Source organism: Streptomyces olivaceus, from assembly GCF_000721235.1.
Lineage (GTDB): Bacteria > Actinomycetota > Actinomycetes > Streptomycetales > Streptomycetaceae > Streptomyces > Streptomyces olivaceus.
The window spans coordinates 22,711-43,396 of record NZ_JOFH01000024.1; the positions used below are offsets into that span (position 1 = coordinate 22,711).

At 72.2% G+C, this 20,686-nt stretch carries 22 protein-coding genes and 1 riboswitch; of the genes, 18 read left to right on the top strand and 4 right to left on the bottom strand.

The genetic code is table 11. The features are described from left to right. The first annotated feature begins 23 nt into the window (after window positions 1-23). The 8 genes from IG94_RS0125440 (at window position 24) to IG94_RS0125475 (ending at window position 7,681) form a co-directional block, all read left to right on the top strand. On the top strand, window positions 24-932 hold the full coding sequence (locus tag IG94_RS0125440) for a 3-hydroxyacyl-CoA dehydrogenase family protein (RefSeq protein WP_051159889.1): 909 nt from the start codon (window positions 24-26) through the stop codon (window positions 930-932). 32 nt (window positions 933-964) lie between these two features. Beyond that, a complete protein-coding gene (locus IG94_RS0125445; RefSeq protein WP_031041599.1) occupies window positions 965-1,225 on the top strand; it encodes a phosphopantetheine-binding protein in 261 nt (86 codons plus the stop codon). Between the two features lie 13 nt (window positions 1,226-1,238). Further along, the gene (locus IG94_RS0125450; RefSeq protein ID WP_031041602.1) at window positions 1,239-2,399 is read left to right on the top strand and encodes an acyl-CoA dehydrogenase family protein; all 1,161 of its coding nucleotides are present in this window, start codon (window positions 1,239-1,241) and stop codon (window positions 2,397-2,399) included. Then, on the top strand, window positions 2,396-3,466 hold the full coding sequence (locus IG94_RS0125455; RefSeq protein ID WP_031041605.1) for an HAD-IIIC family phosphatase: 1,071 nt from the start codon (window positions 2,396-2,398) through the stop codon (window positions 3,464-3,466). Before IG94_RS0125450 ends, IG94_RS0125455 begins: the two co-directional genes overlap by 4 nt. Next, window positions 3,463-4,260 carry a thioesterase II family protein gene (locus tag IG94_RS0125460; RefSeq protein WP_078536071.1) on the top strand — a complete coding sequence of 266 codons (798 nt, stop codon included), beginning with the start codon at window positions 3,463-3,465 and terminating at the stop codon, window positions 4,258-4,260. Before IG94_RS0125455 ends, IG94_RS0125460 begins: the two co-directional genes overlap by 4 nt. A 259-nt stretch (window positions 4,261-4,519) precedes the next feature. Beyond that, window positions 4,520-5,893: an MFS transporter gene (locus tag IG94_RS0125465; RefSeq protein ID WP_078892418.1), complete on the top strand. Its 1,374-nt coding sequence runs from the start codon at window positions 4,520-4,522 to the stop codon at window positions 5,891-5,893. Further along, the gene (locus tag IG94_RS0125470; RefSeq protein ID WP_031041615.1) at window positions 5,886-7,154 is read left to right on the top strand and encodes an ATP-grasp domain-containing protein; all 1,269 of its coding nucleotides are present in this window, start codon (window positions 5,886-5,888) and stop codon (window positions 7,152-7,154) included. The genes IG94_RS0125465 and IG94_RS0125470 overlap by 8 nt, the downstream gene beginning before the upstream one ends. 248 nt (window positions 7,155-7,402) lie before the next feature. Next, window positions 7,403-7,681 (top strand): hypothetical protein, encoded by a 279-nt coding sequence (locus IG94_RS0125475; protein WP_031041618.1) that lies wholly within the window; start codon window positions 7,403-7,405, stop codon window positions 7,679-7,681. Window positions 7,682-7,862: 181 nt separating this feature from the next. Here the strand turns inward: IG94_RS0125475 and IG94_RS0125480 are convergent, their stop codons facing one another. Then, complete coding sequence (locus IG94_RS0125480; RefSeq protein ID WP_031041622.1) at window positions 7,863-9,074, bottom strand: MFS transporter; 1,212 nt, start codon at window positions 9,072-9,074, stop codon at window positions 7,863-7,865. 188 nt (window positions 9,075-9,262) lie between these two features. Here IG94_RS0125480 and IG94_RS0125485 point away from each other — a divergent pair, with 188 nt between their 5' ends. Continuing rightward, complete coding sequence (locus IG94_RS0125485) at window positions 9,263-10,450, top strand: ROK family transcriptional regulator (RefSeq protein ID WP_031041625.1); 1,188 nt, start codon at window positions 9,263-9,265, stop codon at window positions 10,448-10,450. 182 nt (window positions 10,451-10,632) lie between these two features. Here IG94_RS0125485 and IG94_RS0125490 read toward each other — a convergent pair whose 3' ends face one another. The 3 genes from IG94_RS0125490 to IG94_RS0125500 all read right to left on the bottom strand — a co-directional run bounded on the left by IG94_RS0125490 (window position 10,633) and on the right by IG94_RS0125500 (window position 12,885). After that, window positions 10,633-11,070, bottom strand: coding sequence for a hypothetical protein (locus tag IG94_RS0125490; protein ID WP_224326283.1), 438 nt, complete (start codon window positions 11,068-11,070; stop codon window positions 10,633-10,635). Further along, window positions 11,067-11,831, bottom strand: coding sequence for an SDR family oxidoreductase (locus tag IG94_RS0125495; RefSeq protein WP_031041630.1), 765 nt, complete (start codon window positions 11,829-11,831; stop codon window positions 11,067-11,069). The genes IG94_RS0125490 and IG94_RS0125495 overlap by 4 nt, the downstream gene beginning before the upstream one ends. A gap of 157 nt (window positions 11,832-11,988) precedes the next feature. Continuing rightward, window positions 11,989-12,885, bottom strand: coding sequence for an RNA polymerase sigma-70 factor (locus IG94_RS0125500; RefSeq protein ID WP_031041632.1), 897 nt, complete (start codon window positions 12,883-12,885; stop codon window positions 11,989-11,991). A 110-nt stretch (window positions 12,886-12,995) separates the two neighbouring features. After that, window positions 12,996-13,126: riboswitch (FMN riboswitch) on the top strand. Between the two features lie 150 nt (window positions 13,127-13,276). Between IG94_RS0125500 and IG94_RS0125505 the strand changes: the two genes are divergently transcribed. From IG94_RS0125505 to IG94_RS0125545, 9 genes are all read left to right on the top strand, one after another. Next, window positions 13,277-13,879, top strand: coding sequence for a riboflavin synthase (locus IG94_RS0125505; protein ID WP_031041635.1), 603 nt, complete (start codon window positions 13,277-13,279; stop codon window positions 13,877-13,879). Next, window positions 13,876-14,520 (top strand): nicotinamide mononucleotide transporter family protein, encoded by a 645-nt coding sequence (locus IG94_RS0125510; protein ID WP_031041638.1) that lies wholly within the window; start codon window positions 13,876-13,878, stop codon window positions 14,518-14,520. Before IG94_RS0125505 ends, IG94_RS0125510 begins: the two co-directional genes overlap by 4 nt. Next, window positions 14,517-15,806, top strand: a complete 1,290-nt coding sequence (locus IG94_RS0125515; RefSeq protein ID WP_031041640.1) for a bifunctional 3,4-dihydroxy-2-butanone-4-phosphate synthase/GTP cyclohydrolase II — start codon at window positions 14,517-14,519, stop codon at window positions 15,804-15,806. Before IG94_RS0125510 ends, IG94_RS0125515 begins: the two co-directional genes overlap by 4 nt. 27 nt (window positions 15,807-15,833) lie before the next feature. After that, entirely contained in the window at window positions 15,834-16,334 is a 501-nt protein-coding gene (gene ribH, locus IG94_RS0125520; RefSeq protein ID WP_031041642.1) for a 6,7-dimethyl-8-ribityllumazine synthase, read from the top strand. Between the two features lie 19 nt (window positions 16,335-16,353). Further along, window positions 16,354-16,626: a phosphoribosyl-ATP diphosphatase gene (locus IG94_RS0125525; protein ID WP_031041643.1), complete on the top strand. Its 273-nt coding sequence runs from the start codon at window positions 16,354-16,356 to the stop codon at window positions 16,624-16,626. Between the two features lie 47 nt (window positions 16,627-16,673). Next, window positions 16,674-17,531 (top strand): ATP phosphoribosyltransferase, encoded by an 858-nt coding sequence (gene hisG, locus IG94_RS0125530; protein WP_031041644.1) that lies wholly within the window; start codon window positions 16,674-16,676, stop codon window positions 17,529-17,531. A gap of 70 nt (window positions 17,532-17,601) precedes the next feature. Next, window positions 17,602-18,072 (top strand): PH domain-containing protein, encoded by a 471-nt coding sequence (locus IG94_RS0125535; protein WP_031041645.1) that lies wholly within the window; start codon window positions 17,602-17,604, stop codon window positions 18,070-18,072. 204 nt (window positions 18,073-18,276) lie between these two features. After that, window positions 18,277-19,608, top strand: a complete 1,332-nt coding sequence (locus tag IG94_RS0125540; RefSeq protein ID WP_031041646.1) for a hemolysin family protein — start codon at window positions 18,277-18,279, stop codon at window positions 19,606-19,608. Further along, complete coding sequence (locus tag IG94_RS0125545; protein ID WP_031041649.1) at window positions 19,605-20,645, top strand: hemolysin family protein; 1,041 nt, start codon at window positions 19,605-19,607, stop codon at window positions 20,643-20,645. Before IG94_RS0125540 ends, IG94_RS0125545 begins: the two co-directional genes overlap by 4 nt. Window positions 20,646-20,686 lie beyond the last annotated feature (41 nt).

Sequence of the window (20,686 nt, forward strand, 5' to 3'; positions counted from 1 at the left end):
GACAACGGACAAGGAGCAGCTCGATGACACATGTAGGAGTCGTCGGTGCCGGAGTCATGGGCGCCGGTGTGGCACAGAACCTGGCCCACTCCGGTCACACGGTGGCGCTGGTCGACCGTGACAGCGACGCGATCAAGCAGGCGCTGAGCGGCATCGAGACCAACTGCCGGATGAGCCGGCTGCTGGGCGGGCCCGAGATCGACGCGGAGGAGGTCCTCGGCCGGATCCGGGCCGACACCGATCTCCTCCTGCTGGAGGACGCCGAAGTAGTGATCGAGAACATCACCGAGAACTGGCAGCTCAAGCGTGCCCTGTACCTGGAACTGGACGCCGTGGTCCGGCCGGACGCGGTCTTCGTCGCCAACACCTCCGCGATCCCCATCACCCGGCTGGCGTCCCTCACGCGCCGCCCCAGGCAGTTCGTGGGGGTGCACTTCATGAACCCGGTGCCGATGAAGCCCGCCGTGGAGCTGATCCCCGGCCACCACACCTCTCCCGAAGCGCTGGAGACGGTGCGCGAACTCCTGGGCTCCATGGGGAAGAAGGCCATCGACGTCAACGACGCGTGCGGCTTCGTCTCCAACCGGGTGCTGATGCTGACCGTCAACGAGGCCGCCTACCTGGTGCACGAGGGAGTGGCCGACGCGAAGACGGTCGACGAGGTCTTCCGCAGTTGCTTCGGCCACCCGATGGGGCCTCTGGAGACCGCCGACCTCATCGGCGTCGACACCATCCTGTACAGCATCGAGGTGCTCCACGAGCACTTCGCAGACAGCAAGTACCGCCCCTGCCCGCTGCTCAAGCACATGACCGACGCCGGCCTGCACGGCCGCAAGTCGGGTGAGGGCTTCTACCCCTACGGCCCGTCGGCCACCGAGCGGACCGCCCCGGCCGCGGGCGGCGGCGCGGTCCGCTCCGTTCCCGTCAACTGACTCCGTTCCCGCCAACCGAGGAGTGTCCGACCATGTCCGACGACATTCGCAAGCCCATACGTGAGTTCATCTCCGCCAAGTTCCCCCAGATCTCCCTCGCCGACGACGAGGACATCTTCGCCCTGGGATTCGTCAACTCGCTCTTCGCGATGGAACTCGTCATGTTCGTGGAGAAGACGTTCGGCGTCCGGGTGCCCAACGAGCAGCTGCGGCTCGACAGCTTCCGCACCCTCGACGCCATGGCCGACCTGGTGGGCGGGCTGACGGACAGCGCCCGCCTGTCGGCCGGATGACCAGGGGGACACCATGACCGTTTCCTTCACCGAGACCCGCGGCGGCACCGCGGGGACACCGGACGACGTGATCGGCTCCGTCCGCGGCTTCGTGGCGTCCGACATCGTTCCGTACGCCGAGGAGTGGGACCGCGACGAGCGGCTGCCGCCGAAGCTCCTGACCCGCCTGGGGGAGGAGGGGCTGTGGGCCCCCTTCCTCCCCGCCGACGCGGGCGGTTCGGACATGGCGTGGGCCACGCTGGGACGCATCCACGAGGAGATCGGACGGGGGTGTTCGTCCGTCCGCAGCCTCCTGACCGTACACACCATGGTGGCCTGGACGGTCCACCGCTGGGGCACCGACGGACAGCGGCAGCGCTGGCTGCCCCGCCTGGCCGCGGGTGACCTGCTCGGGGCCTTCTGCCTGACGGAGCCGGACAGCGGCAGCGACGCCTCGGCCTCGGGGACGCTCGCCGAACGCACCGCGTCCGGCTGGGTCGTCAACGGCGAGAAGAAGTGGATGACCGCCGGCCAGGTCGCCGGCCTGCTCCTCGTGTTCTGCCGCACGGAGAAGGGGATGAGCGCCTTCCTCGTGCCGGCCGACGCCCCCGGCGTGGAGATCACTCCACTCACCGGGGTCATGGGCACCAGGGCGAGCATGCTCGCCGGCATCGAGCTGCGTGATGTCCGGCTCGGCCCGGACGCCCTGATCGGCCCTCCGGGCTGGGCGGCCGGCACGGTGATGACCGGAGCCCTGGACCTGGGCCGCTACAGCGTGGCCTGCGGCTGCGTCGGGATCATCCAGGCGTGCCTGGACGCCTGCGTCGACTACACGTCGCGGCGCTCCGTCCGGGACGGCAGGCTGTCCGAACTGCAGCTGATCCGCCGCAAGGTGACGGACATGGTCGTCGGCAGCCGGGCCGCCCGGCTGCTGTGCGCCGAGGCGGGCCGGCTGAAGGACGCCGACGACCCGGCGACGATCATGGCCACCTGGGTGGCCAAGTACCAGGCGTCCACGGCGGCCACCGCCGCCGCGAGCGACGCGGTGCAGATCCACGGCGCGAACGGCTTCAGCGCCGAGTATCCCGTCGCCAGGATGTACCGGGACTCCAAGGTCGCCGAGATCATCGAAGGCAGTACCGAACTCCAGCAGCTCACCATCGCGTCAGAGGCGTACCGGGAGGTGGCAGCATGAGCCCCGGCGAGACCATCGGAAGCACGATCGGCACCAAACCCCGGCAGGGCCGGATCAAATGCGTGGTCTGGGACCTGGACAACACCCTGTGGGACGGAGTCCTGCTCGAGGAGGGCCGGGTGTCCGTCCGGCCGGAGGTCGTGGCCGAGATCAAGAGGCTCGACGACCTCGGCGTCCTGCACTCCGTCGCCAGCCGCAACGACCACGACGCGGCCATGGAGCGGCTGGAGTCCGAAGGGCTCGCGGAGTACTTCCTCTATCCGCAGATCAACTGGAACCCGAAGTCGAGTTCGATCGAGGCGATCGCCAAGGCCGTCAACATCGGGCTCGACGCCGTCGCCTTCGTCGACGACCAGCCGTTCGAGCGCGCCGAGGTGGAGCACATGCTGCCCGCGGTCCTCACCGTGGACGTCGCCGAACTCGGACAGGCGCTGAGCGCACCGGAGTTCCAGCCGAGATTCGTCACCGACGAGTCCCGGATACGCCGCGACATGTACCGCAGCGCGGCCCTGCGCGACCGGCTGGAGGAGGACTACACCGGCACCAACGAGGAGTTCCTCGCCACACTCGGCATGCACTTCACCATCGCCCCCGCCGAACGGGAGGACCTGCAGCGCGCCGAGGAACTCACCGTCCGGACCAATCAGCTCAACTCCACCGGACGGACCTACTCGTACGAGGAACTGGACGCCCTGCGGCAGTCGCCCGACCACGTGCTCCTGGTGGCGGGGCTGACGGACCGCTACGGGACCTACGGCAAGATCGGACTCGCGCTGGTCGAGCGCGGCCGGCCCGCCTGGCACCTGCGGATGCTCCTGATGTCGTGCCGGGTACTGGCCCGGGGCGTGGGAACGGTACTGCTCAACCACGTGATGTCGCTGGCCCGGGAGGACGGAGCCGTGCTCCGGGCGGACTTCGTGGAGACCGGCCGCAACCGGGTCATGTACGTGACCTACGCCTTCGCCGGATTCAGGGAGGCGGAACGCGACGGCAACCGGCTGGTTCTCGAGTCCGATCTGCGGCAGATCCAGCCACCCCCGGACTATCTCACGGTCGAGACGCGATGAGTGAAGGCGTCAAGCAGCCCGTGCCGGGCGGCACCGCCGACGGAAGCGCGGCCGGGAACGCGGCCGGGCTGTGCCTGCCGTTCGGTGAGCCGCCGACCACCGTCCCCCGGTTGTTCTGCTTTCCCAGTGCCGGCGCGAGCGCGGCGGCGTACGCGCCCTGGCGCACCCTCGTCCCGCAGGACGTCACGGTGTGCCCGGTACAGCCGCCGGGCAGGGCCGAACGGTTCCGGGAGGCGCCGTACGACCGTTGCGGCCCGCTCGTCGCACACCTTGCGAGCGCGCTGAGCGAGCAGTTCACCGGGACGTACGCGCTCTACGGACACAGCATGGGAGCCCTGGTCGCCTTCGAACTGGCGCGGGAGATCCGGCGGACGGGAGCCACGCCCCCCGTCCACCTGTTCGTCTCCGGCCGGGCGGCGCCCCAACTGCCGGACGTCCTGCGGCCCCTGCGCGACCTGCCGGCCGAAGAGCTGATCGGTGAGGTGGCGGGCATGGGCGGTACCCCGGAGGCGGTCCTGCGGGAACGGGAGCTCATGGAACTGCTCCTGCCGCTGCTGCGCGCGGACCTGTCGGTCAACGAGACGTACCGGTACGGGCCGCAGCCGCCCCTGGACACCCCCTTGACCGTCTTCGGCGGCCACCGGGATCCGCGGGCCGGCCGGACGGAGCTGCTGGCCTGGGAGGACCTCACGCGAGGACCTTTCCGGACGCGCATGTTCCCCGGTGGACATTTCTTCATAAACGACTGGTCGCAGGAACTCCTCAAGATGATGGTGATGCCCCTGCGTGGCTGAAAAGGACGACTCCTTCGATGTTTTCTGGTCGCATACCGTCGCACCTCGCCCCGAAATCCCCGGACCGCTGTCCGATAATTCGCATATGGACCTGGGGAAAACCCCACCAGTAATCGGGGGCGGGTGCCATGGAAGGCAGATCCGATCTTGCCCTACGGTAAGAAAAGATCTGTCCCCCCACACCGCGGAGGTGTTTCGTGACTCCTGCCTCGTACGTTATTCATATCGTGCCCGCGGCGCATACCGCGGGGTGCCCGTAATGGCCGGCCGGGCGGAATCCCCGGCGGCGCCCAGGACCCAGGAGGAGGTGCGCTGGCGTGCGACACGGCGCGGTCGACTGGGCTGGTACGGCTACGACTGTGCGACCTCGGTCTTCGCCACCTCGGTCACTTCGATCTTCTTCGGGCCGTACATCACGGATGTCAGCGAGAACGCGGCCGACGCCTCCGGGTACGTCCACCCGCTGGGCATCCCGGTGCTGGCCGGATCCTTCTATCCGTACGTCGCCGCGCTGTCCGTCCTGCTCCAGGCGTTCCTGCTGCCCGCGGCCGCGGCGTTCTCCGAACGGTACGACCGCGGCCGGCTGCTGGCGCTCTTCGCGACGGGCGGCTCGTGCGCGGGCATCGGCATGTTCGCCATCGGCCCCACGGACTACCTCCTCGGGGGCGTGCTGTACGTGGTGTCGATCATGGCCCTGGGCGCCTCCATCATGATCGCCAACACCTACATCCCCGTTCTCGCCTCGCCCGGGCGGCAGGACCGCATGTCCACCGAGGGGTCGGCGGCCGGATTCCTGGCGTGCGGTGTCGTGCTGGTGCTGGATCTCGCGTTGTACGCCAACCACGACGCGGTCGGCCTGACGGAAAGCCAGGCCGTACGACTCATTCTGCTCGTCACCGGATTGTGGTGGCTGATTCTCTCCGTGGTGTCGATTCGGATGATGCGGGGCTACGGAACTCCTCCGGCCGCCGAGTCGCGGGCGGCGACGAGTGGCGTGTACCGCACGCTCTTCATCGCCGTCCGCCGATTATGGAAACTGCCCGGGGCCGGCTGGTTCCTGCTGGCTTTCCTGCTCTACAACAACGGTATGCAGGCCGTGACCTCGCTCGTGGGAACATACGCGGTGGAGGAGATCGGCATTTCCCAGGACAGCCTGGTCATCGCCATCCTCGCGGTCCAGTTCGTCGCGTTCGCGGGTGCGCTCGTCGCCGGACGTCTGGCCGAGCGGTACGGGGGGCGCAGGGTGCTCCAGGGGCTGCTGGTGGCGTGGACGCTCACGGTGGTCACGGGGGCGCTCGTCCCCGACGAGGCGTTCTTCGCCTTCCTGACGCTGTGCGTCGGCGCCGGACTGGTGGTGGGCGGCACCTACGCGCTGTCGCGGTCGGTGTTCATCAGGCTCGTACCGAAGGACCAGACCGCCGAGTTCATCGGCATCTTCGAGATGGTCAACCGGTGCCTGGCCTTCCTCGGCACATCGGCCTTCGGGATCGTCCTGCAGGTGTCGGGGAGCTACCGCCTGGCGTGGCTCTCCATCCTGGTGTTCTTCGTCGCGGGCGGCGTCACACTCGTGCTCGGTGTCAAGGGCCGCGGCGCCGGCGGTTCCCTCAAGGAGAGGAAGACAGCCCATGGCTGACGGCGAGTACCGCACCCCGCGCTGCCGGGTCCTGCTCACCGAGGCGTCCAGCGCCTCGGCCCGCGAGATACTGACGGTGCTCGGGCGCCAGGGGCACGAGGTCGGTGTCATGGACAGCGGTGGTCCGAGCCTCACCGCACGGTCCCGGTGGGTGGCGCGCCGCCACCGCGGCCCGCGCTTCTCCGCCGGCCCGGAACGCTACCTGGCCGCCCTGCGCCGGGTTCTGACGGAGTACGAGTACGACGTCGTGCTGCCCACGCACGAGCAGTTGGTGGCGCTCGCGCGGCACCGTGAGGAGTTCGGCGCACTCGGGGCCGGACTGGCGGTTCCGGCCTTCGACTCCGTGCGCCGGGTTCAGGACAAGGCCGAGACCGTCAGGCTCTTCCGCACCCTCGGACTGCCCCAGCCGGACACCGCGCTGGTGGCCGACGAGAAGGCCCTGCTCGCCCAGGCCGACCGGCTGCCCGCCTACGTCAAGCTGCCGGTGTCGACCTCGAGCCGGGGAGTGTGGCGCGCGACCGGCCCTGCCGAGCTGGCCGAGGCCGCGGCCCGGCCCGAGGTGCGGGAGACCTTCGACCGCGGCGGCGAGATCCTGGTCCAGAAGGCCCTGCGCGGACCGCTCGTCATGGCCCAGTCGCTGTTCGACCGGGGCGCACTGGCCGGTGCCCATGTGTCCGTGCGCAGCCGGGAGGGGGCGCAGGGCAGCGCCTCCGCGAAGGAGTCGCTGGCGCTGCCCGAGGCGACCCGGCACCTGGCCGAATTGGGCGCCGCCCTGGAGTGGCACGGCCCGCTGTCCATGGACGGGATCCTGGACGAGTCGCTGGGCACGGTCCACTACATCGACGTCAACCCACGGCTCGTGGAACCCGTCAACGCCCAGCTCGCCGGGGTCGACCTGGTGCCCCGCTGGCTCGCCCTGTCGAGGGGCGAGGCCGTCGGGCCGCCCCCGCCCGCACGCGCGGGAGTCCGCACCCACATGCTGCTCATGGCCGTGCTGCGGCACGCGGAGGTGGGCCGGGGGCGGTCGGCGATCCTCGGGGAACTGGTCCGGGCCGCGGCCGGGAAGGGGTGGTACGAGGGAAGCGAGGAGGAACTGCTCCCGCTCCGCAGCGATCCGGCCGGAGCCCTGCTCCTGGGGGCGATCAGTGCCTGTCTGCTGGTCCACCCGCCGCTGTGGCGGCGCCTGGCCGGCTCGGGAGCACCCCCTCACGCGCTGAGCGCGGAGGGCTGGCGCGAACTGACCGAGTACCGCACTTCGTAGGACGGTCTCCGGGCTGCCGCCTAGGGCCTGTCTGACCATTCCCGTCGTCGCCCGAAGGGCGGCCTCGCGGCGTCGGGTGCGTGCTCTCGGCGTGCCGGGCGTCGGCCGGCGTACTGGTTGTACGTGGTCGGCGCCCGGTGCGGCGAGAGTGCGTGCATGGCGTCGCGAGGCAGACGGGAATCGTCAGACAGGCCCTAGTCCTGGCCGCGCAGGGGACCACCACCGCACCGCACTGGACGGAGGAAGCCATGACGAACGCGCAGCTCACGGAGATGCGTCACGCCCTCGACATCATGCGCATGTGTCTGAACTCGCTGCGGACCAACGGGGGAACGACACTTCACCTGCTCAGGCTGGTCAACGACGTCGACCGGCTGCAGATGGACCTGGACGACATGGCCGGCTCCGGCCGCCCGGAACCGGAGGCCGCACCGGGGTTCGCACGCGACGAGGTCGTGTACATAGCGGACGGCTACCTGGTCTGGCACGACGCGGACGACGAGGGGATCGGCGGACACCGCCAGTGACCGGGCCCGGCTGCCGCCGCCTCGTCGCCCGTGTGCCGGGGCGGCCCGAGTCCGGGCCGCCCGTACGGGCGGCGACGCCCGAAGTCTGGGCAGGGCCGGGCGTGGTCCCGGCGGCCGGGCTTCCGGGTCCGAGGACGGCTTCGCCCGGCGGACGGTGCCCCCGCGTCGCGGAGCGGGAACTTCAGCGCTGCCGCTCGGGCACCTCCGCGGCCCGCGGACCGATCTTCGGGCGGTTGCGGTCCCCGGCGCGCAGTACCCGCGCGAACACCACCAGGCAGGCGGCCAGCACCGTCACCAGGCCGAAGGAGACCACCAGGCTGGTCGCCTGGGCCAGGCCGCCGATCGCGCTCGGCGCCACCAGGCCCGAGGTGTACGTGATGGTGGCGACGCCCGCGATGGCCAGGCTCGGGTTGGAGCCGGCGCGGCCGGCCGCCGCGAAGCAGAGCGGGACGACCACCGCGATGCCGAGGCCGATCAGGGCGAAGCCGGTCATCGCCACCGCCGGATGGCCGCCGCCGACGACGAGCAGACCGCCGAGGGTGGCCAGCACGCCGCTCACCCGGACCGCGCGCACCGCGCCGAACCGGTCCACCACCTTGTCGCCGACGAGCCGGGCCACCGCCATGGTCAGCGTGAAGCCCGTCGTGCAGGCCGCCGCGAGACCGGCCGACGTCTCCAGTTCGTCCCGCAGATAGACCGCCGACCAGTCCAGGCTCGCGCCCTCCGCGAAGACTGCGCAGAAGCCGACCGCCCCGATCAGCACCGCCGACTTCGGCGGCAGCGCGAACCGCGGCGGCGGATCCTCGTCCTCGGCGGGCTGCAGGTCCAGGACCCAGGTGCAGGCGACCAGGCCCACGACCGTCAGCACCGCCGCGGCCAGGGCGTGGTGCGTCCGGGCGTCCGTGCCCAGATGGGCGGCGAGCGTGCCGGCCGCCGAGCCGATCAGCGCGCCCGTGCTCCACATGCCGTGCAGCCCGGACATGATCGACTTGTCGAGACGGTTCTCCGTCTCCACGCCGAGCGCGTTCATGGCCACGTCCGAGACGCCGGCCGAGGCGCCGTAGACGAACAGGGCGAGGCACAGGGTGAGCAGGTTCGGGGCGAGGGAGGGCAGGACCAGTGCCAGCGTCCACAGGGCCAGCAGGCCGCGCAGGGCGGTGCGGGCGCCGAAGCGGTGGCTGACGCGCCCGGCCAGCGGCATGGCGACGGACGCGCCCAGTGCCGGGAAGGCGAGCGCGAGGCCCAACTGGCCCGCGCTCACCCCCGCGTGCTCCTGGATCCACGGCACCCGGGTCGCGAAGGAGCCGGTGACGGCGCCGTGCACGGCGAACACGGCCGCCACGGCGTACCGGGCGCGCCGCACCTCGCGCTGCCCGTAGGCCACTGTGCTCATGTTCCACCCCTTGTGCTCACGCTCCACCCCTCCGGCGCCCTGCTCCGCGCCGTCGCCGTTCCGTGACTGTCCCGACGCGTCGCGTAAACTATCAGGGAGCCTTCCTGATAGATAGTGGATTACTGGCGCGAGCCACCCGGGGCCGACCGGCACGGGCCGCCGCGCCGCCGATCTGGAAGGATCCCGGCATGCCCGCATCCCCGAGCACAGCCCGGGCCATCAACGACCGGCTCGCCCTGCATCTGCTCCAGCAGGAGGGCCCGTTGACGGCCGGCCGGCTGAAGGCGCTGACCGGCCTCTCCCGGCCCACCGTCGCCGACCTGGTCGAACGCCTCACCGTCTCCGGGCTGATCCGGGTGACGGGGGAGTCCGGCGAGCAGCGCCGCGGACCGAACGCCAAGCTGTACGGCATCGTCGCCGAACGCGCGTACCTCGCCGCCCTCGACGTCCGCACCGAGGGCGTCGCGGTGCTGGTCTCCGACCTGCTCGGCCGGGTCCTCGCCGAGGGCTCCGTGCCGATCGACGACGACAACGGCACCGGACCCGCGGTGGAACAGGCGGTGGACCTGGTCGAGCGCGCGGCGAAGGAGGCCGGCGCCGACCGGCTGCACACCGTCGGCATCGGCGCGCCCGGCCTGATCGACCCGGCCGGCGGCGAGCTGCGCGACTCCAGCGGCCTGCCCGAGTGGCACCGCCGGCTGATCACCGCCCTCCAGGACACGTTCCCCGACGCCCGGGTCGGCGTCGAGAACGAGACGAACCTCGCCGCCCTGGCCGAGCAGCGCGACGGGGCGGCCCGGGACCGGGACACCTTCGTCCTGCTGTGGCTCGGCCTCGGCATCGGCGCCGCCGTCGTCCTCGACGGCACCCTGCGCCGGGGCGTCTCCGGCGGCGCGGGGGAGATCGGCTTCCTGCCGGTGCCGGGCACCGCGGGCCTGCCGTCGGCCACCGACTGCGCCGGCGGCTTCCACTCCGTGGCCGGCGCGGGAGCGGTGACCGCCCTCGCCGCGGAACACGGAGTCACGGCGCCGCTCGACGGCCCCGAACCGTACGCCGCCGCGCTCGTCCGGGAGGCGGTACGCGGGAGCGCCCCGGCCGCCGAACGGTTCCTCGACGCGCTCGCCGACCGCGTCGTCCTCGGCGCCGCCGCCGTCGTCTCCGTGCTCGACCCCGGCTGCCTGGTGCTCGCCGGGGAGATCGGCCGGGCGGGCGGCGACGTCCTCGCCGGCCGCGTCCAGCACCGCCTCGCCCGCATGTCCCCCCTGGCCACCGAGGTCCGCGCGAGCGCCCTGGGCGGCGGGGCGGTACTCCGCGGGGCGCTCCTGACCGCCCGCGACCGCGCCCAGGACGAACTCTTCTCCCCGCCCGAGCGGTAGCCCGCGGAGCTTCGGCGGGCGGGACACGCGCGGGACGCGGCCGGTGCGGAGCAGGCGCCGCGCGGGCCCGCCGGCGGTCCTGTCGGTGCCGCGGCGAGGGCACCAGGGCGCTCCGCGGGCCCCGGACGGCGAGGCCGGCGCCGTTCTCGACGCGGGGGCGACCGCGGCTCCGGCGGGCCCGGTCAGGGCGGAGGACGCCGCCCGGCCGGGCGGCTCGGCTCCCGGAACGCCGCCCCGTCCGCCGCCAGCCACACCAGTACCGCCGGGAGCAGCACCGCCGCTCCGAGCAGGGCCATGAACCCCGCTGCGCTCGCCGCCGACAGGGGCTCCAGGTGCCGGGCGTGGAAGAGGCAATGCACCACGGAGCCGACCAGGTAGGCGACCAGCGCCGTCAGTACCAGCCGCCGCTCCATCGCCGCCACCGCCGCGCACAGCACCACGGCGAGCGCGAGGCTCGCCCCGCCGAAGTCCTGGAGCAGGTGCTCGTTGTAGGGCGGCAGGTGCGACACCCAGGGCCACTTCCAGAACCACTCCGGCAGCAGCAGGATCCACAGCCCCAGTACCACCTGCGTACCGGCGAGCAGGCCCAGCCCCGTCCGCAGCCACACTCGTGCGTTCATCCGCGCCGCCCGCCCTGTCCGCCGCCGAACCGCTCCGCCAGGTACTCCTCGAACGTCCGTGTGCCGACCGCCCGCCCGGGCGCGAGATGCCCGCCCGCGCGGAACGCCCGGTAAGTCTTCCCCGCCAGGGGCACCCTCACCACCCGACGTCGGCGTCCGGTCGCCTCCAGATAGGCGCGGGCCAGCGACTCGAACGTGCGCACCTCGGGCCCGCCCACGTCCGCCACCCGTCCGGCGGGCGCCCCGACCGCCAGTCCGGCGAGCCGGTCCGCGACCTCCGCGACCTCGACCGGCTGGTCCTCGGCGTGCGCCGGCAGCACCGCCACCGGCGGCCTGGTCAGCGCCCGGAGCACCTGCACGACCAGATCGTGGAACTGCGTCGCCCGCAGTACGGTCCAGCCCAGACCCGAGTGCTCCACCAGCCGCTCGACGGCGAGCTTGCTCCGGTAGTAGCCGAGCGGCACCCGGTCGACGCCCACGATCGAGATGTAGACCAGGTGGGCCACCCCGGCCCGCCGTGCCGCCGCGACGAGGTTCGTGGCCGCCCGCTCGTCGCCCCCGCGCGGCGTGGTCGCGCAGTGCACGACCGTGTCGACGCCGTCGAGCGCCGTGTCCAGGGCGCCGCCGCCCTCCCGCAGGTCGACGGCGTACGGCCGGCTGCGCCGGCTGAGCACCCGCACCTCGTGCCCGCCCTCGCGCAGCCGTTCGGCGACGAGCCGGCCGAGCGTGCCGGTGCCGCCGGTCACCAGGAAGGTGGTCATGCTGTTCAGCCCCTGTCGGACGCGGGAGCTCCCGGTCGGAGTGCCCTGCCGTCAGCTGGGACCGCGCGGCCCCGCGAAATGTGACACCGCGCGGGGGACGGTTCTCCCGGCCGCACGGTTCCGGCGGCCGTACGGGCTTCACGGCCGCACGGCGTTTTCACGGCCGTGCGAGCTGACGGCGTACGAAAACCAGTTTGTCGGGGTTCACCACGGTGTGCAGATCGCCGACCAGCCCGTCGCGGAACGCGAAGGACACCACGGCGACGAGCACGTCACCCACCCGTGCGACCAGCGCGGGCGCGCCGTTGACCTCGGCCACGGAGAAGTCCCAGTCCGCCGCGAAGCCCCGCATCCCGCCCGCCAGGAAGCGCAGGACCTTGTCCCGGCCCTCGACGGGCCGCCGGGCCGCACTGACCCTGCCCCCGCCGTCGCTCCACCAGGTCACGTCCTCCGCGAGCAGCTTCTCCAGACCGGCCAGATCGCCGTCCCTGGCGGCGGTGAGGAACGAGGAGATCAGCCTCTCCCGGCGTTCCGGTCCCGCCTCGAACCGGGACTCGGGCTCACCGAGCCGGCGCACCGCCCGCCGGTACAGCTGGCGGCAGTTGGCCTCGCCCAGCCCCAGGACGCCGGCGATCTCACGGTGCCCGTACGCGAACGCCTCCCGCAGGACGTAGACCGCCCGCTCGGTCGGTGTCAGCCGCTCCAGCAGTACGAGAAGTGCCGTGGAGACGGCGTCGCGCTGCTCGGCCGACTCCAGCGGGCCCAGCGTGCCGTCCGAGGTGAGGACGGGCTCCGGCAGCCAGGTGCCGACGTAGCTCTCGCGGCGGGCGCGGGCGGAGGTGAGCCGGGTGAGGCAGAGGTTGGTGACGACCTTCGCCAGCCACGCCGCCGGGTGATCGATGCCCGCCCGGTCGGCTCCGGTGAAACGCAGGTAGGCGTCCTGGACCGCGTCCTCGGCCTCGTCGGCGGAGCCCAGCATGCGGTAGGCCAGTCCGAAGAGCCGGGGACGGTGCCGTTCGAACTCGTCGGCGTCCGGTGCGGTGGAGGCGGTCATGACGGCACCCTGCCAGAGCGGGACGGTACGCGAACCTCCTGTGAGCCACCCCACACACCGCGCCGGCATGGACGCTGGGCGGGCGTGGCAGACTGGGCGTGTACCAGAAGCAGCGCACTCCGGGGTCGGTGAAAGTCCGAACCGGCGGTTACAGTCCGCGACCCGGTCGCTTCCAGCGGCCGGTTGACCAGGTGAAATTCCTGGACCGACGGTTAAAGTCCGGATGGGAGGCAGTGCGCGGCGGGCGAGCATGCGTGCGCGCCGCCGACCTCTGGGCCCGCCCGTCGAGGGCGTGCCCCGTCCGGCGTCGTTCCCGGTGTTCCCGCTCGCGGTCCCTGTCGCTCTCGACAGCCCCGGAGTCCGTGCCCGAAGAGGCAGGAGGACCCGGGAAGTGTTCACCGGAATCGTCGAAGAGCTGGGCGAGATCACCGCTGTCGAGACCCTCGACGACGCCTGTCGCTTCCGCCTGCGCGGCCCCGTGGTCACCGAAGGAGCCCGGCACGGCGACTCCATCGCCGTCAACGGCGTCTGCCTCACCGTCGTCGACCACGAGGGCGACGAGTTCACGGCCGACGTCATGGCCGAGACGCTGAACCGCTCCAGCCTCGGCGCCCTCACCACCGGCTCCCGCGTCAACCTGGAGCGTCCCACCGCCGTCGGCGCCCGGCTCGGCGGACACATCGTGCAGGGCCACGTCGACGGCACCGGCGAGATCCTGGAGCGCACGCCCTCCGAGCACTGGGAGCTCGTGAAGATCTCCCTGCCCGCCGGCCTCGCCCGCTACGTCGTGGAGAAGGGCTCCATCACCGTCGACGGCATCAGTCTCACCGTCGTCGACGCCGGACCCGACTTCTTCACCGTCAGCCTCATCCCCACCACCCTCGCCCTGACCACGCTCGGCCTCAAACAGCCCGGCGACCCGGTCAACCTCGAGGTCGACGTCGTCGCCAAGTACGTCGAGCGGCTGCTCACCGCCCAGGGGGGCACCAGGTGAACTGGCTCAACTCCGAGGCGTTCACGGTCTTCGGCCAGCACATCAAGTGGTCGGACATGACCGGCAACGTGATCGGGCTGCTCGGCCTCGCCCTCGGCTGGCGGCGCTCGATCTGGACCTGGCCCGTGCAGTTCGTCTCCGGGCTCGTGCTCTTCGCGGCCTTCGCCACCGCCCACCTCTCCGGCAGCGCGGGCAAGCAGATCGTCGTCATGACCGTCGCCGCCTGGGGCTTCTGGCAGTGGAACCGCGGCCGGCAGCAGAGCCAGGACGGCTCCATCGCCGTCCGCTTCGCCACCTGGCGCGAACGCGCCGCCCTCGCCGTCGCCGCCGCGGTCGGCACCCTCGCCGTCGGTGGCCTGTTCTCCGCCTTCCCCACCCTGTCCTGGGACCCCTGGCCGGACGCGTACATCTTCGTCGGCACCGTCGTCGCCATGTACGCCCAGGCGCGCGGCATGGTCGAGTTCTGGTTCGCCTGGCTCCTCGTCGACCTCGTCGGCGTCCCGCTGAACTTCGCCAACGGCTTCGCCTTCTCCGGCTTCGTCTACGTCGTCTACGGCGCGCTCGTCCTGTGGGGCCTGCGCGACTGGTGGCTGCGCTCCCGCAACGCCGCCCCGCCCCTCCCGGAAGGAGCGCCCGCATGAGCACGGCACCCGTCCTGTACAGCCCCGACGGCCCGGAGGACCTGTCCCTGGACCCCGTCGAGAAGGCCGTCGCCGACATCGCCGCCGGCCGCCCCGTCGTCGTCGTCGACGACGAGAGCCGCGAGAACGAGGGCGACCTCGTCGTCGCCGCCGAGAAGGCGACCGAGGAGATCGTCGCCTTCATGATGAGCGAGTGCCGCGGACTGATCTGCGCCCCCATGGAGGGCGGGGAACTGGACCGGCTCCGGCTCCCGCAGATGGTCGACGACAACACCGAGTCGATGAAGACCGCCTTCACCGTCTCCGTGGACGCCACCGCCGAGCACGGCGTCAGCACCGGCATCTCCGCCGCCGACCGCTCCGCCACCCTCCGGCTCCTGGCGAGCGGCATCGCCGAACCCGCCGACCTGGTCCGCCCCGGCCACATCTTCCCGCTGCGCGCCCGCGCCGGCGGCGTACTCGTCCGCGACGGCCACACCGAGGCCGCCGTCGACCTCGCCCGCCTCGCGGGGCTGCGCCCGGCCGGAGCCATCGTGGAGATCGCCGGCGAGGACGGGCGCATGCTGCGGCTGCCCGAGCTGATCCCGTTCGCCCGCAAGCACGGCCTGACGATCATCTCCATCGAGGACCTGATCGCCTACCGCCGCAGCGAGGAGCCCACCGTCCGCCGCGAGGCCGAGGTCCACCTGCCCACCCGGCACGGCGAGTTCACGGCGTACGGCTACCGCTCCACCGTCGACGGCGTCGAGCACGTCGCCCTCGTACGCGGTGACCTCGGCGACGGCAGGGACGTCGTGGTCCGCATCCACTCCGAGTGCCTCACCGGCGACGTCTTCGGCTCCCAGCGCTGCGACTGCGGGCCCCAGTTGGACGCCTCCCTGGACCGTGTCCGGGCCGAGGGCCGGGGCGTGGTCGTCTACCTGCGCGGCCACGAGGGACGCGGCATCGGCCTGATGTCCAAACTGCGCGCCTACGAACTCCAGGAGCGCGGCCGCGACACCCTCGACGCCAACCTCGAACTCGGCCTGCCCGCCGACGCGCGGGACTACGGCGCCGGGGCCCAGATCCTCCAGGACCTCGGGGTACGCACCGTGCGTCTGATGACCAACAACCCCGACAAGAGCGACGCCCTCGAACGGCACGGCATCGAGGTCACCGGCCGCGAGCCCATGCCCGTCCAGGCCGGCGAGCACAACCTCCGCTACCTGCGCACCAAGCGGGACCGGATGGGACACGACCTGCCCTGGCTGGACACGACGCCCGTGTCCACCTGCGGCAACCAGTAAGCAAGCAAGGCGAGGAGACACGTACACGTGAGCGGCAAGGGTGCACCGGAACTGTCCGTACGCGACGTCGGGGACCTGCGGGTCGCCGTCGTCGCGGCGCAGTGGCACGACAAGGTGATGGACGGACTGGTCAACGGCGCCCTGCGCGCCCTGCACGACCTGGGCATCGACGAGCCCACCCTGCTCCGCGTCCCCGGCAGCTTCGAGCTGCCGGTGGTCGCGAAGGTCCTCGCGGGCCGCGGCTACGACGCGGTCGTCGCCCTCGGCGTCGTCATCCGCGGCGGCACCCCCCACTTCGACTACGTGTGCCAGGGCGTCACCCAGGGCCTGGTGCAGGTCTCCGTCGAGACCGGCGTCCCCGTCGGCTTCGGCGTCCTCACCTGCGACACCGAGGAGCAGGCCCTGGACCGGGCCGGCCTGGAGGGCTCCAACGAGGACAAGGGGCACGAAGCGGTCACCGCGGCCGTCGCCACGGCGGCCACGCTCCGCTCGGTGTCCGAACCGTGGCGTCAGCCGGGAGGACAGTAAGCGTAAAGTGGACGCCACCATGTCCAAGAAGACGTTCGAGGAGCTCTTCACCGAGCTCCAGCACAAGGCCGTACACGGCGACCCCGCCACCTCCCGCACCGCCGAACTGGTGGACAAGGGGGTCCATGCCATCGGCAAGAAGGTCGTCGAAGAGGCCGCCGAGGTCTGGATGGCCGCCGAGCACGAGGGCAAGGAGGCGGCGGCCGAGGAGATCTCCCAGCTGCTGTACCACGTCCAGGTGATGATGGTCGCCCGCGGCATCTCCCTGGACGACGTCTACGCCCACCTGTGAACCCGACCCCGCCCTCCCCACCCCGTCACGCGAAGGAAGCCGACCTCATGCTGCGCATCGCCGTCCCCAACAAGGGAGCCCTCTCCGGCCCTGCGGCGGACATGCTGCATGAGGCCGGCTACCAGCAGCGCCGCGAGTCCAAGGAACTGCGGATCGTCGACCCGGTCAACGAGGTGGAGTTCTTCTACCTCCGCCCCCGGGACATCGCGATCTACGTCTCCTCCGGCAAGCTCGACATCGGCATCACCGGCCGCGACCTGCTGGTCGACTCCGCCGCCGACGCCGAGGAGATCCTCCCGCTCGGCTTCGCCCGCTCCACCTTCCGCTTCGCCGCCAAGCCGGGCACCGCGCACGGCACCGAGGACCTGGGCGGCCGCACCGTCGCCACCTCCTACGAGGGCATCGTCGCGAGCCACCTGGCCGAGAAGAACATCGACGCCTCCGTCGTCCACCTCGACGGCGCCGTCGAGACCGCCATCGAGCTGGGCGTCGCCGAGGTCATCGCCGACGTCGTCGAGACCGGCACCTCGCTGCGCAACGCGGGCCTGGAGGTCTTCGGCGAGCCCATCATGAAGTCCGAGGCCGTCGTGGTCCGCCGCTCCGGCGCGGAGCCCGACGCGACCACCGAGCCCAAGGTCCAGCAGTTCCTGCGCCGCCTCCAGGGCGTCCTGGTCGCCAGGACGTACGTGATGATGGACTACGACTGCCGCGTGGAGCAGCTGGAGAAGGCCGTCGCGCTGACCCCCGGCCTGGAGTCGCCGACCGTCTCCCCGCTGCACAACGAGGGCTGGGTCGCCGTCCGCGCGATGGTCCCGGCCAAGGAGGCCCAGCGGATCATGGACGACCTGTACGAGATCGGCGCCCGGGCCATCCTGACCACGGCCATCCACGCCTGCCGGCTCTGACGACCACGGCCATCCACGCCTGCCGCGTCCAAGACGCCGGCCGTACCAGGAGCACCACCGGAGCCACGCCATGCCCGACACCACGCCGGACGACCTGCCAGCCCTGCCCGTCACCTTCCGGCCGGGCCGCACCCGCGCCGTCCTGATCGTCCTCGCCGTCCTCACCTTCGCGACCATCGCGGCGGTCGGGATGCTGCTGGGCGGCCTCGGCGCGGGGGAGCGCCTCAGCTTCGTGCTGACCGCGCTCCTGCTGGCCGGCGTACTGCTCCTGCTCGCCCGCCCCCACCTCGCCGCCGACGACGACGGCCTCACCGTCGTCAACCTGACGGCCAAACGGCACCTGGCCTGGCCCGAGATCCTCCGGGTCAACCTCCGGCACGGCGACCCCTGGGTGTTCCTCGACCTCAGCGACGGCACCAGCCTGCCCGCGCTCGGCATCCAGCCGGGCATCGCCAGGCAGCGCGCCATCGCCGACGCCCGTGCCCTGCGCGCCCTCGTGGAGGCCCGTTCCGGCGCCCTCCCCGAGGGACCGCGTGACTGACGCGGGGCCGCCGCCCCTGCCGCGGGCCCCCTTTTCGTGATTAATCTGGGAACAGGGACGCGGCCCTCGCGTCCCCGCCCCTGTCGCTCCGCCCGGTGCGCGGGGGTTCCTGCTACCCGAGGAGTGACTCCCTCCGGCGATGGACGGACCGTCCTGCAGTATCTGCGCCGCCCCCTGCTGTGACCTCCCACAGGCGGCGGCATCATGACCACCCCCCTGCTGCTCCTGGCAGCCGCGCTCCTGCTGATCCTCGCCAACGGCTTCTTCGTCGCGGCCGAGTTCGGCCTGGTGACCGTCGAACGGGCGGACGCCGAGCGGGCCGCCGCCGACGGCGACCGGCGCGCGCACCGCGTCGTCGAGTCGCTCAAGGAGCTGTCCTTCCAGCTCTCCGGCACCCAGCTCGGCATCACCATCACCTCCCTCGTCGTCGGCATGCTCGCCGAACCGGCCCTCGCCCAGCTCCTGGACGGCCCGTTCACGGCGGCCGGCCTTCCCGACGGAGCCGTCCCCGGCGTGTCCGTCGTCGTCGGCATGCTGCTGGCCTCCGCTGTGCAGATGGTGATCGGCGAACTGGTGCCCAAGAACTGGGCGGTGTCCAAGCCGCTCCAGGTCGCCCGCTTCGTCGCCGGCCCGCAGCACGCCTTCGCCCGCCTCTTCCACCCGGTGATCGCCGCGCTCAACGCCGTGGCCAACCGCCTGGTCCGCGCGCTCGGCATCGAACCCGCCGAGGAACTGGCCTCCGCCCGCACCCCGGGCGAACTGGTCTCCCTGGCGCGGCACTCCGCCCGGGCCGGCGCCCTGGAACAGGACACCGCCGACCTCTTCGTACGGACCCTGTCGCTCGGCGACCTGACCGCGCAGCACGTCATGACCCCGCGCGTGAAGGTCAGCGCCCTGCACTCCTCGGCCACCGCCGAGGACGTCGTCAACCTGACCCGCGCCACGGGGCTGTCCCGCTTCCCCGTCTACCGGGAGAAGATCGACGAGATCGTCGGCATGGTCCACCTCAAGGACGCCCTCGCGGTCCCCGTGCACGACCGGCTGCGCACCCCCGCCGGCCGCATCGCCCGCCCCGCGCTGCTCGTCCCCGAGACCCTGCCCGTACGGCCGCTGCTCACCCGCCTGCGCAGCGAGCAGCCCATCGCGGTCGTGGTCGACGAGTACGGCGGCACGGCCGGCGTCGTCACCCTGGAGGACATCGTCGAGGAACTCGTCGGCGAGGTCCGCGACGAGCACGACGGCCTGGACGCGCCCGAACTGGCCCCCGCCCCGCCCGAGGACGGCCGGCCCGCCTGGGACGTGGACGGCAGCTGCCGCGTCGACGCCCTGCGCCGGGTCGGCCTCCAGGCCCCCGAGGGACCGTACGAGACGGTGGCCGGGCTCGTCGCCGACCTGCTCGGCCGCATCCCGGCCGTCGGCGACCGGGCGGAACTGCCCGGCTGGCGGCTCTCCGTCCGCCAGGTCGGCCACTACCGCGCCGAACGGATACGGCTGGTGCGCACCGCGCCGGTCCAGGTACTGGAGGCCGCCCGGTGAGCAGCGTCCTGCAACTCCTCTTCGCCGGCCTGCTCGTCCTGGCCAACGGCTTCTTCGTCGGTGCCGAGTTCGCCCTCGTCTCCGTCCGCCGCAGCCAGATCGAACCGCTCGGCACCGCCCGCGCCCGCCAGGTGCTCCACGGCCTGGAACGGCTGCCGCAGATGATGGCCGCCGCCCAGTTCGGCATCACCGTCTGCTCGCTCACCCTCGGCGCGGTCGCCGAGCCGACCGTCGCCCACCTGCTGGAGCCGGTCTTCGAGTGGATCCACCTGCCGCACGGCATGATCCACCCGCTCGGCTACGTGATCGCGCTGGCCGCCGTGGTCTTCTGCCACCTCGTCATCGGCGAGATGGTCCCGAAGAACCTCGCGATGGCCGCCCCCGAGAAGGTCGCGCTGTGGCTCAGCCCCGGCCTGGTCGCCTTCGCCCGCCTGTGCCGGCCGATCACCGTCGCCCTGGGCGCCTGCGCGCAGGGCATCCTGCGGCTCTTCCGCGTCGAGCCCAAGGACGAGGTCGAGGCCGTCTTCACCAGCGAGCAGCTCAACCGCCTGGTGGAGGACGCCGGCCAGGCCGGACTGCTCGACCCGGAGGAGCAGGAGCGCCTGGAGGACGCCCTGGAACTGGGCTCCCGCCCGGTCACGGACGTGCTCCTCGGGCGCGAGTCGCTGGTGACCGTCAGTCCCGCGGTCACCCCGGGGGAGATCGTCGAGCTCACCGCCCGCACCGGGTACTCGCGCTTCCCGGTCGCGGCGGAGCAGGGCGCCTTCATGGGGTACCTGCACGTCAAGGACGTCCTCGACGTGGAGGAGTCCGACCGGGCCGTCCCCCAGCACCTGTGGCGCCCGATGCCGACCCTGCGCCCCGAACTCCCCCTGGACGACGCCCTGACGGTCATGCGCCGCGCCGCCACGCACCTCGCCCAGGTCACGGACCCGGCCGGCAAGGTACTCGGCCTGGTCGCCCTGGAGGACGTACTGGAACTACTGGTGGGCGAGGTCAGGGACCCGGCCCACAGAGAGGTCACCCTGGCGACGTGACCCCCGCCGCCGCTGCGGGCAGTCGTGCCGCTGGGGCGGCA

What these genes read in the sequence shown, in the direction of transcription:
- IG94_RS0125440 (WP_051159889.1), top strand. Translation starts at nt 24, where the DNA reads ATGACACATGTAGGAGTCGTCGGTGCCGGAGTCATGGGCGCCGGTGTG.
- IG94_RS0125445 (WP_031041599.1), top strand. Translation starts at nt 965, where the DNA reads ATGTCCGACGACATTCGCAAGCCCATACGTGAGTTCATCTCCGCCAAG.
- IG94_RS0125450 (WP_031041602.1), top strand. Translation starts at nt 1,239, where the DNA reads ATGACCGTTTCCTTCACCGAGACCCGCGGCGGCACCGCGGGGACACCG.
- IG94_RS0125455 (WP_031041605.1), top strand. Translation starts at nt 2,396, where the DNA reads ATGAGCCCCGGCGAGACCATCGGAAGCACGATCGGCACCAAACCCCGG.
- IG94_RS0125460 (WP_078536071.1), top strand. Translation starts at nt 3,463, where the DNA reads ATGAGTGAAGGCGTCAAGCAGCCCGTGCCGGGCGGCACCGCCGACGGA.
- IG94_RS0125465 (WP_078892418.1), top strand. Translation starts at nt 4,520, where the DNA reads ATGGCCGGCCGGGCGGAATCCCCGGCGGCGCCCAGGACCCAGGAGGAG.
- IG94_RS0125470 (WP_031041615.1), top strand. Translation starts at nt 5,886, where the DNA reads ATGGCTGACGGCGAGTACCGCACCCCGCGCTGCCGGGTCCTGCTCACC.
- IG94_RS0125475 (WP_031041618.1), top strand. Translation starts at nt 7,403, where the DNA reads ATGACGAACGCGCAGCTCACGGAGATGCGTCACGCCCTCGACATCATG.
- IG94_RS0125480 (WP_031041622.1), bottom strand. Translation starts at nt 9,074, where the DNA reads ATGAGCACAGTGGCCTACGGGCAGCGCGAGGTGCGGCGCGCCCGGTAC.
- IG94_RS0125485 (WP_031041625.1), top strand. Translation starts at nt 9,263, where the DNA reads ATGCCCGCATCCCCGAGCACAGCCCGGGCCATCAACGACCGGCTCGCC.
- IG94_RS0125490 (WP_224326283.1), bottom strand. Translation starts at nt 11,070, where the DNA reads ATGAACGCACGAGTGTGGCTGCGGACGGGGCTGGGCCTGCTCGCCGGT.
- IG94_RS0125495 (WP_031041630.1), bottom strand. Translation starts at nt 11,831, where the DNA reads ATGACCACCTTCCTGGTGACCGGCGGCACCGGCACGCTCGGCCGGCTC.
- IG94_RS0125500 (WP_031041632.1), bottom strand. Translation starts at nt 12,885, where the DNA reads ATGACCGCCTCCACCGCACCGGACGCCGACGAGTTCGAACGGCACCGT.
- IG94_RS0125515 (WP_031041640.1), top strand. Translation starts at nt 14,517, where the DNA reads ATGAGCACGGCACCCGTCCTGTACAGCCCCGACGGCCCGGAGGACCTG.
- IG94_RS0125525 (WP_031041643.1), top strand. Translation starts at nt 16,354, where the DNA reads ATGTCCAAGAAGACGTTCGAGGAGCTCTTCACCGAGCTCCAGCACAAG.
- hisG (WP_031041644.1), top strand. Translation starts at nt 16,674, where the DNA reads ATGCTGCGCATCGCCGTCCCCAACAAGGGAGCCCTCTCCGGCCCTGCG.
- IG94_RS0125535 (WP_031041645.1), top strand. Translation starts at nt 17,602, where the DNA reads ATGCCCGACACCACGCCGGACGACCTGCCAGCCCTGCCCGTCACCTTC.
- IG94_RS0125540 (WP_031041646.1), top strand. Translation starts at nt 18,277, where the DNA reads ATGACCACCCCCCTGCTGCTCCTGGCAGCCGCGCTCCTGCTGATCCTC.